The sequence below is a fragment of the Megasphaera sp. AM44-1BH genome, from assembly GCF_003467125.1.
Classification (GTDB): Bacteria; Bacillota; Negativicutes; order Veillonellales; family Megasphaeraceae; genus Megasphaera.
Map to the genome: position 1 here is coordinate 67565 of NZ_QSFA01000008.1, position 12506 is coordinate 80070.

11 protein-coding genes and 1 riboswitch are annotated in these 12506 nt (G+C 47.9%); of the genes, 7 read left to right on the forward strand and 4 right to left on the reverse strand.

Annotated features, from left to right (window positions below):
• Positions 1 to 15 precede the first annotated feature (15 nt).
• Complete coding sequence (locus DW949_RS07040) at positions 16 to 1221, forward strand: CaiB/BaiF CoA-transferase family protein (RefSeq protein WP_118022531.1); 1206 nt, start codon at positions 16 to 18, stop codon at positions 1219 to 1221.
• Positions 1222 to 1280: 59 nt separating this feature from the next.
• Here the strand turns inward: DW949_RS07040 and DW949_RS07045 are convergent, their stop codons facing one another.
• Complete coding sequence (locus DW949_RS07045; protein ID WP_158570654.1) at positions 1281 to 3167, reverse strand: PrpR N-terminal domain-containing protein; 1887 nt, start codon at positions 3165 to 3167, stop codon at positions 1281 to 1283.
• Between the two features lie 228 nt (positions 3168 to 3395).
• On the opposite strand from DW949_RS07045, the gene DW949_RS07050 reads away from it, so the two are divergent.
• The 6 genes from DW949_RS07050 to DW949_RS07075 all read left to right on the forward strand — a co-directional run bounded on the left by DW949_RS07050 (position 3396) and on the right by DW949_RS07075 (position 9014).
• Positions 3396 to 4523: an aconitase family protein gene (locus tag DW949_RS07050; protein WP_118022533.1), complete on the forward strand. Its 1128-nt coding sequence runs from the start codon at positions 3396 to 3398 to the stop codon at positions 4521 to 4523.
• 16 nt (positions 4524 to 4539) lie between these two features.
• Positions 4540 to 5037 (forward strand): 3-isopropylmalate dehydratase, encoded by a 498-nt coding sequence (locus DW949_RS07055; protein ID WP_118022534.1) that lies wholly within the window; start codon positions 4540 to 4542, stop codon positions 5035 to 5037.
• A gap of 10 nt (positions 5038 to 5047) precedes the next feature.
• Positions 5048 to 6301, forward strand: a complete 1254-nt coding sequence (locus DW949_RS07060; protein WP_118022535.1) for an aconitase/3-isopropylmalate dehydratase large subunit family protein — start codon at positions 5048 to 5050, stop codon at positions 6299 to 6301.
• Between the two features lie 11 nt (positions 6302 to 6312).
• On the forward strand, positions 6313 to 6945 hold the full coding sequence (locus tag DW949_RS07065) for an RraA family protein (protein WP_118022536.1): 633 nt from the start codon (positions 6313 to 6315) through the stop codon (positions 6943 to 6945).
• An 18-nt stretch (positions 6946 to 6963) separates the two neighbouring features.
• Positions 6964 to 7983, forward strand: coding sequence for a 2-keto-3-deoxygluconate permease (locus DW949_RS07070; protein ID WP_118022537.1), 1020 nt, complete (start codon positions 6964 to 6966; stop codon positions 7981 to 7983).
• Positions 7984 to 8099: 116 nt separating this feature from the next.
• Positions 8100 to 9014: a LysR family transcriptional regulator gene (locus DW949_RS07075; RefSeq protein ID WP_118022538.1), complete on the forward strand. Its 915-nt coding sequence runs from the start codon at positions 8100 to 8102 to the stop codon at positions 9012 to 9014.
• A 91-nt stretch (positions 9015 to 9105) separates the two neighbouring features.
• Here DW949_RS07075 and DW949_RS07080 read toward each other — a convergent pair whose 3' ends face one another.
• The 3 genes from DW949_RS07080 to DW949_RS07090 form a co-directional block, all read right to left on the reverse strand.
• On the reverse strand, positions 9106 to 10143 hold the full coding sequence (locus tag DW949_RS07080) for a sirohydrochlorin cobaltochelatase (RefSeq protein ID WP_118022539.1): 1038 nt from the start codon (positions 10141 to 10143) through the stop codon (positions 9106 to 9108).
• A 124-nt stretch (positions 10144 to 10267) separates the two neighbouring features.
• A riboswitch (cobalamin riboswitch) is annotated at positions 10268 to 10446 on the reverse strand.
• Between the two features lie 92 nt (positions 10447 to 10538).
• Positions 10539 to 12170 (reverse strand): phosphoenolpyruvate--protein phosphotransferase, encoded by a 1632-nt coding sequence (ptsP, locus tag DW949_RS07085; RefSeq protein WP_118022540.1) that lies wholly within the window; start codon positions 12168 to 12170, stop codon positions 10539 to 10541.
• Positions 12171 to 12232: 62 nt separating this feature from the next.
• Positions 12233 to 12490 carry an HPr family phosphocarrier protein gene (locus tag DW949_RS07090; protein ID WP_118022541.1) on the reverse strand — a complete coding sequence of 86 codons (258 nt, stop codon included), beginning with the start codon at positions 12488 to 12490 and terminating at the stop codon, positions 12233 to 12235.
• Between the last annotated feature and the right edge of the window lie 16 nt (positions 12491 to 12506).

Here is a 12506-nt window from a genome sequence, read left to right on the forward strand (position 1 = left end):
TACTGAGGTAAAAAAATGGCTGATAAAAATGTTTCTACTATTTTAACCGGACTAAAAGTCTTAGACATGACCCGCGTCATCGCCGGTCCCTACTGCAGCATGATGCTGGCTGATATGGGAGCAGAAGTGGTCAAACTGGAAGTTCCCGGCCGTGGCGATGATTCCCGGTACTATCCGCCTTTTCAAAAAGGCGAGTCTATGTTGTACCAGCTTTTTAATCGCAATAAAAAATCCATTACAATTAATCTGAAAACAGAAAAAGGAAGAACTATCTTCAAAGAAATCCTGCCTCATTTTGATATTTTATTGGAAAATTTCCGCCCCGGTGTAATGGAAAAAATGGGCCTTGGCTATAAGGATCTGGAAAAAATCCACCCCGGACTGATTTATGGCGCCGTATCCGGCTTTGGTCATACCGGCCCTTACTCCCAGCTGCCCGGCTATGACATCATTGGTCAGGCCGTAGGAGGCCTCATGAGTACTACCGGATGGCCTGGTGGCGAACCGACCCGCACGGGTCCGGCAATGGCAGATATTCTGAGCGGACTGAATCTGACTATCGGTATTCTCAGTGCTTACATCCGCCGTCAGCAGACGGGCAGAGGAGATAAAGTGGATATCGCCCTGGTCGATTCTGTCGTATCTGCCCTGGATTTTCTTCCCCAATGGTATTTTACTACCGGTAAAGTACCGGAACGAAAAGGTAATATGTACGATGCCGCTTACCCCTATGATACATTCAAAGCTGAGGACCAGACCTTTGTCATTGCTTGCGGAAATGACAAATTATTTCATATTGTGCTCAATGTGCTCGGCCGTACAGATCTCCTGGATGATCCCCGTTTTCAGACAAATGAATCACGTCTGAATCACCATACTATCATTAAACAATTGATAGAGGACTGGGCTTCCGATAAAAAAGCCGATGACGTCGTCCGTATGTTGAACGACCGTGGCTGTCCTGCCTGTGTCGTATTCGATATTGACCGAATTGCCCACGATCCACATATCGTTGGTAATCGTCATATGTTTGTAGAGGTAGAAAATCCTAAAATAGGAACGATGCATCTCACCGGTTCTGTCTTTAAGTTCACCAACGGTCATACAGGCGAGTATACGGCTGCTCCCGAATTAGGGGAGAACACCCAGGAATACTTAAAAAGATTATTAGACTACGATACCGCTAAATTGAAACAACTAAAAGAAGACCACATTATATGACAAAAAACACCTGTCTGGATTGCTAGAAATTAGTACCCGAATCCAGACAGGTATTTTTATTATTTACGCAGCAGTCTCCACAACGTTGTACGGCTCATATGAAGCCTTGCCGCCGTCTCTTCATAAGTTTCATCAAAGATAGCGCGCAGTACCTGTACTGCCTCCTGAAAAGAGGAAACCTGTTCTACCGGGCGCTGGCAAAGGACAGAGTATTGTGAAAAAATATCCGATTCCAGCAAATCTTCTCCTATCGCTTCCAGCAGAATATGATGCCGGTAACGGGCCGTACGACTGGATGCCTTTTTTAGAAGGACTGCATAGCGGGTACTGACTGCACGAAGTTCGACGACATTACCCGGCCAGCTGTACGTCGTAAGTACCCGTTCCATTGCTTCGTTTACAATACTACTCCGGCTTCCAGGCATCTGCTGGCGGACGTAATTTGAAAAAAGAGGGCAAATATCTTCTTTACGGTCGTGCAAAGGCGGGACCGTGATCATAAGAATAGACACGAGACGACGGAATCCTGCAGGCAGATGATGGAATTCCTCTTCCGTAACGACAGTATAAAACATAAGGTCCAGTGTCACCGGAGCTTCCATGCCAGGGCGGAAAAACTGACGGACTGTAAGAGCCTCCTGCAAGACAGCCTGAAGATGCGGACCTGCCAGACCGGGATGTTTAAGGATGACACTTCCCCCGGAAGCGGTCAGCAACAATCCATCTGTCGTATTCTTTCCATGACTATATCCGTACAAGGTTTCTACAGCCCGTTCATCAATGATAGTAGCGCAGTCAATAGTAATACAAGGCCCGTTGGCCCGGCCCGACGCATTATGCAGGCAGTGGGCCAGTTCTTCCCGGCCACATCCAGACGGTCCGACCAGGGCCGTCGCGTATTCTACAGGAGAAATCTGACGACACAGGCGTACAATCTGGCTCATTATTTTTGATAACGCTGTAACCTTTTCCAGTTTATATACTGGCGCAACGGCATACACAGGATGCTGCCGGTCCTTTTTTCTATTATGCGGATTCGGATGAAAGGTAAGCAGTACTCCGCCTTCGTGGAGGCCGACGACAATACGTCGGAATACACAGCGCATCATAGTAGAGTTAATCAGATGATAACTATCATGTTGATTATATCCACTTTTCAGAAACGAATCTATGGGGACGTTAGAAAAAATGTCCCTGAGCGGCCTGCCACTTACCTGATGCAGCCCCAGTCCGGTATAGTTCTGCATCGTCCTGTTAAAAAACTCTATCACGCCATCTGTATCGGTTACAACAATACCCATCTGGGTTGTGTTCAGCACCGATTCGGCAATAATACGATTACGCCTGGTATCGTACATTTTTTTAATGAGGTCTCCCGCCTTAAGACAGGCATCGCGAACAGCTTCTTTCCCTGCATAAATGAGTAATGAATCCTTTCCCGCTGCATCAGCCGCATCCTGTACGACTACAGGACCGATAAGAACATCACAGGCAGTTTTTTTCGCCATTTCGTAAACCTGGGGAATTTCATCATAGACTAATTCCGTAAGTTCTGTCTGCATCAAATACTCATATTTTTCCAGATTAAGCGGTGGTGCGTAACGGTAATGCATGATACCAATACGATGGTGTCCCTGATGGAGAGCCTTACGGATGGCATTCAGGTAATCCATGTCACTCACATGGAACGAAATGACCGGATAGCTATAGCGGCTGGCAAACAGCGCCGCTCCGGCCGGGCCGGCTATAAATACTTCACATCCCAGACGGCGTGCTTCTTCCACACAGGCAGCCTGTTCGTCTGCCAGTCCCGATTCAAGGATGATGTATTCAATGTCACTGTCTGCCAGTTCACGGACTACCTCCCTTGCCACATGGGCTACACGGCTGTAGGCGAGAATACAGACACGATATCTCTTCTTCATCTGGTTCTGTTCATTTGGCATATTATCCATCCTTTTTACAAAAAAATCTGGGATCTTTCCCGGAACTAACTCCGTCAGAGCCATAAATTGTCGCTTTTTTGTTTCATTATATGAAATATATCTATTTTTGAAACATATATGCTTATTATACCATGTTTTGTCATCAAGTTGGCAGAAAAAAGAAGACACCGTATAATCAAACCATAAGCTATTACGTACAAAAATTACGTACAGAAAAGGAGTTAACATATGATGAAGCAAACGCTAGTACAGCAATTTTCAGAAACGCAACAGACTACCTGTTCTCTCGTGCCTGATTATATTATGCTGACCGACACGATTTCGGATGCCATGTTGGAAAAATTAGAAAATCTGGATATTCCGTCCAAAAATAAACTGATTGTCTGCATTGATCACGACACGCCAAACAGCAGCATTGCTGTCGGGAAAAAACAACGCCGCCTCCTCACTTGGGCATTAGACAGAAACCTTACTGTAGAAAAGTGTCAGGGCGTCGGATATATCCGTCTCCTCGAATCATATGTGAAGCATAATGACATAATCGCTGGAACAGGATATCATATGGCAGGTCTCGGTGCTGCTGGTGCACTGGGAATACGGATGACAGAAGATGAATTATGGGAAACCATAAAAAATGACAAAGTAACACTGCCGCATCCGGTTGTCCTCACGATTTCCCTGACAGGAACCATGCCAAACTATGTATCCATTCAGGACGTTGCTCTGGCAATACAGAAAGAATACAGCAATAAAATCGATGATCATACGCTGATTGTCTTTAAAGATGAAACCGGCCTTACGACAGACCAGCGGTATGACCTCTGTCATTTCGCACAGCAATACGGTGCCTGCAGTGCCTTGTTTACTGAAGAAACAATCTCCTGTAATACGAGATTCGATATATCTGCCACCCAGCCACTGGTTGTCCTTCCGGGAACATCCAATCAGACAGAATATCTGGGTGCTCTGCACGACATCCACGTAAACGAAGTCTTTATCGGCGGATGCCGCGGTGGTAAACTAGAAGATTTGCGGGCTGCCGCTGCGATTCTCAAAGGGAAGCACATCGCCTACCGTCTCCGTTTGGTCGTAACTCCTGCTACCAGCTCCATATACCTGCAGGCATTGCGGGAAGGACTCATTGATATTTTTCTGGACTGCGGGGCTGTCGTCATGAATCAGGGATGCAGCGTCTGCTGGGGGAAAGCACAGGGCATACTGGACGCAGGAGAAGTCCTCGTTTCAACCGGCTCTTATCATTATCCCGGCTGTTGCGGCGACACCAACGCAGACGTTTATCTCGTATCGCCCTGCACGGCAGCACATTGCGCTATTACGGGAACATTGAGTGAATGAGGAGGTAACAATATCTATGGAAAAGTCATTTGAAGGAAGAATCTGGAAACTCGGTGACGATATTGATACGGATATCATCATGCCGACGCAATGGGTCACACTGGATACAATGGACGAAGTCAAAAAACACGCCTTTGAACCACTACGACCGGAACTGGCTGCGGCTATCCAGCCGGGGGACATCATCGTCGCCGGCAACAATTTTGGCTGCGGTTCCTCCCGCGAACAGGCCCCGGAAGCACTGAGTGCGCTCAAAATAAAATGTATCATCGCCAAATCATTCGCCCGTATTTTCTTCCGCAATGCTATCAACAATGGTCTGCTGCTCATCGAATCCAAAGACCTTCCCGACCATTGTCAGGAAGGCGATATAGTAAAAGTCGAAATCAATCACTGCATCTGGTGTAACGGCAAAGAATATGACATTCCCCGGATACCGGAAAATATCTTCCAGATCATCGAAGATGGGGGACTCGTAAAGAGTATGCAGAAACGAAATCATTGTCTGAAATAGGAGGGCCATCATGGGACATACATTAGCAGAAAAAATTCTGATGCATAATACAGGCGTAGCAGACTGCAAGCCCGGTGACATCGTCATCACTCATCCGGACTGCGTCATGTTTCACGATATCTATACGACCAATGTATACCGGAAGTTCAAGGAAATGGGATTTACGAAATCCTGGGATGCAGAAAAAGTCATCATTATGTTTGATCATCTGATTCCAACCTGCCTTCCTCTCGATGGGGACCACATGAAACACGGATATCAATTTGCCGAAGAATTCGGTGCCAGAAAAGTCCATGCTGGCGACGGCATCTGTCATCAGCTCATGCCAGAACTGGGCTATGCCCGGCCTGGTAACGTCGTATTCGTCACCGATTCCCATACGACGACCTACGGTGCTGTCAGCGCTTTTTCTACCGGCATCGGCTACACAGAAATGGCCGCCATCCTGGGGACAGGGGAAATGTGGGTCCGCGTACCGTCGGCCATTAAAATACAGATAGACGGCACACTGCCAGACGGAGTCTGCTCTAAAGACATTGCCCTGCGCGTCCTGGGCGATCTGAAAGCTGCCGGCGGCACCTATAAATCTCTGGAATTCTGTGGCTCTACCATCGATGCCATGCCCGTCGATGAACGGCTGACCATTGCCAACATGGCCGTCGAATGTGGTGCCAAAGTCGGACTGTTTGCACCGACAAAAGAAAGTTGTACTTACAGCAACGTAAATTATGACGACGTGTCGTGGCTCCATTTTGATGACGATGCAGAGTACGAAAAAGTGCTGACGTATAAAGCTGAAGATATGGTACCGTATATTGCGGCCCATCCGTACGTAGATAATGTCAAACCGCTGTCCGAACTGGAAGGAATGAAAGTAGATAAAGTATTCATCGGTTCCTGTACGAATGGAAGGCTGCAGGATCTGGCGGCTGCCGCCCGTATACTGGACGGACATCATATTGCACCTCATATCGAACTGCTCATTACCCCAGCATCGCGGTCGATTTTTAAACAGGCCATTGCTCTGGGGTATGTAGAAAAACTAGTCCGGGCCGGTGCCATGTTCACCCATCCCTATTGTTCTCTCTGTGAAGGACGGAGCGGCGGACTGCTCTGTGATGATGAAGTATTACTTGGAACGAATAACCGGAATTTCCTGGGCCGTCTGGGCAGCCCGAAGTCCAAAACATACCTGAGTTCACCGGCTGTAGCGGCTGCAACGGCTGTAACAGGCTATCTGACAAATCCTGCAGACGTAAAATAGGAGAGCATACTATGAATTTCGATATATCCGAATGGGAAGAAGTTTCTTCTACTTCCTTATCTGATGCCATGCTAGGACTCCACACGATGGAATCCTCTATCAAACCGCTGAACCGGAAAATGCGGGTTGTCGGCCCGGCCTATACCGTACAGATTATAAAAAATGATTGTGCTGTCATCTTCAAAGCTCTTCAGGAAGCTCCGGAAGGATCCGTCCTGGTCATAGCCGCCCAGGGTACGACCGACGTGGCATTCCTTGGGGAAATAGTCACTAAAATCGCACAAAAACAAGGAATTGCAGGCATTGTCATCGACGGCTGTGTCCGTGACAGCCTGGCCATAAGTGAAGGGGCGTTTCCTGTATTTGCCAAAGGAGCGATTCCCAAAATACCCGCCGCCAATTATCTGGGACAGGTCCAGAAGACCATCGTATGTGCCGATGTAATCGTGCGCCCCGGGGATATCATCTGTGCCGACGCCGATGGTGTGGTCGTTGTTCCTTTGGAAGAAACAAGCCAAATTCTGCAGAAAGCGATGGAAAAAGAAACCAAAGATCACTGGAAAATAGAAACGATGATTCCCGATTCCGAAGCACTACAATCTTATCTTGATAAAATAAGTAAAAAATATAAAACCACCCCGTAAATTCGAAAGGAGAAAAAAATGACACATATCTGGCGTGATATTCCCTGCATGATGTTCCGTAAAATTCCGGCAGCAGCCATGATTATTCCTATGTTTTTATCGGTTATTTTCAATTATTTCTTCCCCGATTTTGTAAAAATGGGAAGCCTGACAACAGCTATTTTCTCAAAATCAGCCGTCGTTCCTCTGACAGCAGCGGTATTGTTCTTTGCCGGCACCCAGCTCAAAGTCAATGAAGCCCCGGCTGCATTGAAACGGGGCGGTGTCCTGCTTCTGGCAAAGTTTGCCGTCGGTTATGCTGTAGGCACATTATTTTCCATGACGTTCGGAGCCATCGGTTTTCTGGGGATTTCCACACTGGCCGTATTTACCGCCCTCCTGAGTTCCAATGGTTCTATCTATCTCGCTATTGTCGGCGAATATGGTGATGATAAGGATTTCGGGGCCTACAGCCTCCTTTCCATCAAAGACGGCCCTTTCCTGACCATGCTGGCCCTCGGCGCTTCCGGAGCATCGAATATCCCTGTCATGGCACTCTTTGCCACATTGTTCCCCATGATTCTGGGTATTGTTCTCGGCAATCTGTATCCGGGAATCCGCAATTATTTTAAAGGCGGTGCCCGCCTTCTTATTCCTCTCATCGGTATTTCTGTAGGTTCTTCTTTGAACCTTTCCATGATGTTCCAGGCCGGCCTGAGCGGTGTCGTCCTCGGCATTATCGCCTTCGTAGCCGGCGGTATCATTCTCATCGGCGCAGATAAACTGATTCTCCGCCGCCCTGGTTATGCCGGTGCATCCCTGGCGTCTGTTGCAGGCAGTGCCGTAGCGACACCGACTATCGTAGCCGGCGTTGTCCCGGGGCTCGAAGAAGCTGCAGCCCTGGCATCTGTGCAAGTCGCCGCAGCCGTTATTGTAACAGCTATTCTCTGTCCCATGTTATCATCCTGGGCCTTAAAGAAATGGGGAGCTCCCCGTTATGGCATACAAAAAGAAAAACCTGCAACACAAGTAAATGCCACTGTTAAAACTAATGCCTGACGAGAAACAGCAATGATATACGCATGCTATGTACGGCATGATGAAAACATTGAAATCTGAAGAGGCTGCCTCCAAAGGCAGTCTCTTTTGTCCATATAAAAAGGAAGGCATCCTCTATGACACTGCAAAACCTCCGCTATATTATTTCCATAGCAGAAACCGGTTCTATTACAGAAGCATCCAAACGTCTTTTCATTTCCCAGCCCAGTCTTTCAAATGCCGTAAAAGAAGTAGAAAAAGAAATACATTTTCCTATTTTCACAAGAACCAGCCGTGGCATTACCGTAACAGCAAAAGGCCTGGAATTTATTGGCTACGCACGACAGGTCATCCAGCAAATGAATGTGCTTCAAGATACTTACATTACAATGAGGCCACAAAAAACATACTTCAGCGTATCTACCCAGCATTACGTATTCGCAACGAATGCATTTGTAGATATGATCCGTAAATATGGCCAGGAACGATATGAATTCTGTCTTAATGAAACGCAGACATATCAGATTCTGGAAAATGTTAAAAATCACATCAGTGAGCTGGGAATCATCTATCTGAGCAATACCAATGAAATCGTCATCCGCCGTACTCTGGAAGATATGCACTTAGAGTTCCGCCCGCTTTTTACAGTGAAGCCCCACGTTGCTTTATACGTGAATCATCCTTTAGCTGATCATACATCTCTCAAACTGATAGATTTGATTGAATATCCGCGATTAAAATTCCTGCAGGGAAATTATGAATCTTCCTTTTTCTCAGAAGAACTATACTCGTCACTGCCTGTAGATAAAGAAATCCGGGTAAGTGACAGAGCAGCCATGATCAACATGATGATTGGTCTCAACGGCTATTCCATATCTACAGGTATTTTTCCAAAGTACATGCAGGGAGATGCCATCAAAGGAATCCCTTTACATGAAAAAGAACGTATGACCGTAGGATACGTCGTTAATGCGGGACAGACATTATCTGATCTGGGAACAATGTATATACGGGCGCTGAAACAATATCAACACAGTGAAAACATCACGTAATATTCATCGATTCATTATCATCCTGCAAATACAGCATAAAAAATCATCGCATGATCGTCCAGCTGATTCATGCGATGATTTTTTTATGCTATTAATGACGCATCATATGAGATTTTTCCGGGGTCCGGGTGTCATTTTCCAGGGCTTCCCAGGCTTCGTTGGCCCGTTCTACAAACATTTTGCGTACGGCTGTATTTTCGCCGAGTCCGTGAATATACGGTGTCACTTTGAAGCCTTCCTTTTCCAGAATGCTCTTGTGGGAATCGGCATCAGCACCGGCCATATCGTTGTTGGCGTGATCGCCGGCAACCATCATCATAGGCATGAGGGTTACGTGCTGGATGCCTTTAGCCTTGAGCAGAGGAATGACCGTATCCAGATGGGGCCAGCCTTCAACGGAGTAGACGTAGACATTGCCGAGATGTGCTTCATCAATCCGGTTCTGCAGAACAGAATAGTAGGCATTGGCCGGATGAGGCGTACCGTGAGCCATGACCAGGACGGCATCTTTTTCGCCCAGTTTCGGGAACTGTGTAGAAAGAGCCTGCACGAATTCACTGATATCGTCGCGCTGATTTTCCTGTCCCATCCAGTAGAGGAGAGACGTACCCATAGTCATTTTTTTGAAATCCTTTTTGTACATGTCGTAAATAGCCGTATCGTAGGCGTACTCCATGCCGGGGATGACGTCGAGAGACGTCAGGGCTACCCGGGTATACCCCTGGGCTTTGAGGTCTGCCATGGCTTTTTCCGGGGTAGGAATTTCCAGTCCTTCATTGGCTTTGATGCGATCGACGATGATATGGGAAGTAAAAGCCAGGACGACTTTTGTATCCGGATGGGCCGCCTGGATATCAGAAACGGTCTTATCAATCGTCGCTTTGCGGCTGGCTTTAAATGTCGTACCAAAACTCATCACCACGATGGCATCCTTATTGGCTGCATCCTGCATAGCCGGGTTATTGTACGTACGTACACCAATTTCAGCAGCCTGCTTGAGAGCCGGTGTCGCATCTTTGACTTCCGGATTCAGGGTATACGAGGCCTGGGCCGGCACCCCCGCAAAGGCCCCGAATGCCGTAACAGCCAGGGACAACATTAATACTGTCTTCAATTTCTTACCGAACATGTCCATCACTCCTCAAGAACAATTACAAGGCCTGCCTTAATATGCAAAAGCCGCAAGGATATCCTTGCGGCTTATTGATGCGCCAATTCGCATTATAATCTCCATTCCCATCGCTCGCAGGTCTATCGGTGATTATCAGTCAGGCAGTTCTTCTGGCTTGGATTCATAGCTTCGCTGCGCCTTCCCATACGAATCGTACAGTGACATCATTGCAGCATCGCTCTTCCTTACAGCGGCGGGACCGCGCCGGCTTATACCGGCTTTTCTATTGAGTCTTGCGACACCTGACCTGCATATTAAACTATTTTTACTTTATCACAATTCTTTTCGCTCTGTCAAATAACTGGCCTGGAATATATGTCATGACAGGCGTGGAATTTCTCATACCAGGCAGATTATTTCTTCAAATCGAGGGAACGGATTTTTTCCCGGAGCGGCAATACTGCAGGAGGACTGACAGATAATTCATCGAAGCCCATGCGCAGGAACGTTTCGGTCAGCGTCAGATCTGCACCGAGTTCACCGCAGATACCGACCCAGATTCCTTCTTTGTGGCCATTGGCAATGGTCTGTCCGATGAGGCGCAGCACGGCCGGATGATGGGCATCGAAGAACGCATCGAGCTGGGTCTGCTGCCGGTCGATGGCCAGCGTGTACTGGGTCAGATCATTGGAGCCGATACTGAAGAAATCTACTTCTTTAGCCAGTTCATCACTCATGATGGCTGCAGCCGGCGTTTCAATCATGATGCCCACTTCCATGTGAGGATCATATTTCATGCCCTGTTCATCCAGCTCATGCTGTACATCCCGAAGAATCGCTTTGGCGCGGCGCACTTCGTCAGCAGAAATAATCATGGGGAACATGATGGCAATGGTACCAAATGCCGACGCACGGCAGAGCGCCCTGAGTTGTGTCCGGAACAGCTCCGGCCGGGTCAGGCAGATGCGGATGGCCCGCATACCCATGGCAGGATTTTCTTCCGGGGCCAGGTTGAAATAATCGACTTTTTTATCAGCGCCGATATCGAGGGTACGGATGATGACTTTTTTTCCTGCCATCGTCTGAGCCGTCTTTTTATAGGCTTCAAACTGTTCTTCTTCTGTCGGATACGTATTCCGGCCAAGATAGAGGAACTCACTGCGGAACAAGCCGATTCCTTCGGCATCATTCGAAAGGACCTGGGGCAGATTATCAGGATTTCCGATATTGGCATAGACATCGATATGGCGGCCATCACGGGTCACCGATTCTTTTCCGCGCACCGATTCCAGTTCCTGACGACGGCGGGTTTCTAAATCCTGTCGCTTCTTCATGCGGTCCAGTGTTTCTTCATCGGGATCTATATACACTGTGCCCGTCGTTCCATCGACGACAGCCGTCTTGCCATCGACATCATTATGCAGCTGGGTGCCCGTACTGACGACGGCAGCAATCCCCAGTGTCCGGGCCAGGATAGCCGTATGGGAATTAGTACTGCCGTCGGATGTGACAAATCCTAGGATTTTGTCCGTATCGAGCTGCAATGTTTCGCTCGGTGCCAGATCATCCGCAGCTATGATGACATGATCGTAGGCACTGAAATCGATTCCTTCGCCACCACACAATTCCCGTTCCACACGGCGGGAAATATCCAGGACATCGGCAGCCCGGGCCTGCATATAAGCATCATCCATACCGCGGAACATAGCAGCAAAATTCTGTGCCGTATGTTCGACTGCGGCTTCGGCATTGAGTTTTTCATCCCGTATCTGGGACACGATGTCATCGACATAATCGTCATCATCGAGCATCATCTGATGTACTTCAAACACGGCAGCCTGTTCTTCGCCTACTTTTTCTACAGCCTTTTCATACAGAGACTGGAGCTGGCTGATCGATGCAGCACGGGCAGCCTGGAACCGGCTGACTTCTGCCTCGGCATCGTCAATGGGCCGGACGGCTGTGGAAATCGTATTGCGGTGGAACAGCGCCAGCGGTCCGATCGTAATGCCGGAACTTACACTCTTTCCTTTAAGGGTCAGCATGACTTACACCTCCCGGTTATGGCAAAGGAGGATTGCCCATGCAGTCCTCCTTGCCTCATACATTAGAAATTTTCTTTGAAAAATGCTTCCATAGCAGAAGCTGCAGCTTCTTCATCGGCACCTTCTGCCTGAATAGTTACGCTTTCGCCCTGTTTGACACCCAGGCCCATGACGGTGAAGATTTTCTTCAGATCGCCTTTTTTGCTGCCCTTGGCAATCGTCAGGGACGAGGCATATTTCTTGGCTTCTTTGACCAGTAATCCTGCCGGACGGGCATGGATACCCTGGTGATCCGTAATGGTGTAAGTAAATTCTTTCATGATGATTCCTCCTCTG

Excerpts from the sequence above, each read along its gene's own strand:
- DW949_RS07055 (WP_118022534.1), top strand. The coding sequence starts at position 4,540 with ATGGAAAAGTCATTTGAAGGAAGAATCTGGAAACTCGGTGACGATATT.
- DW949_RS07070 (WP_118022537.1), top strand. The coding sequence starts at position 6,964 with ATGACACATATCTGGCGTGATATTCCCTGCATGATGTTCCGTAAAATT.
- DW949_RS07050 (WP_118022533.1), top strand. The coding sequence starts at position 3,396 with ATGATGAAGCAAACGCTAGTACAGCAATTTTCAGAAACGCAACAGACT.
- ptsP (WP_118022540.1), bottom strand. The coding sequence starts at position 12,170 with ATGCTGACCCTTAAAGGAAAGAGTGTAAGTTCCGGCATTACGATCGGA.
- DW949_RS07080 (WP_118022539.1), bottom strand. The coding sequence starts at position 10,143 with ATGTTCGGTAAGAAATTGAAGACAGTATTAATGTTGTCCCTGGCTGTT.
- DW949_RS07065 (WP_118022536.1), top strand. The coding sequence starts at position 6,313 with ATGAATTTCGATATATCCGAATGGGAAGAAGTTTCTTCTACTTCCTTA.
- DW949_RS07090 (WP_118022541.1), bottom strand. The coding sequence starts at position 12,490 with ATGAAAGAATTTACTTACACCATTACGGATCACCAGGGTATCCATGCC.
- DW949_RS07060 (WP_118022535.1), top strand. The coding sequence starts at position 5,048 with ATGGGACATACATTAGCAGAAAAAATTCTGATGCATAATACAGGCGTA.
- DW949_RS07045 (WP_158570654.1), bottom strand. The coding sequence starts at position 3,167 with ATGCCAAATGAACAGAACCAGATGAAGAAGAGATATCGTGTCTGTATT.
- DW949_RS07040 (WP_118022531.1), top strand. The coding sequence starts at position 16 with ATGGCTGATAAAAATGTTTCTACTATTTTAACCGGACTAAAAGTCTTA.
- DW949_RS07075 (WP_118022538.1), top strand. The coding sequence starts at position 8,100 with ATGACACTGCAAAACCTCCGCTATATTATTTCCATAGCAGAAACCGGT.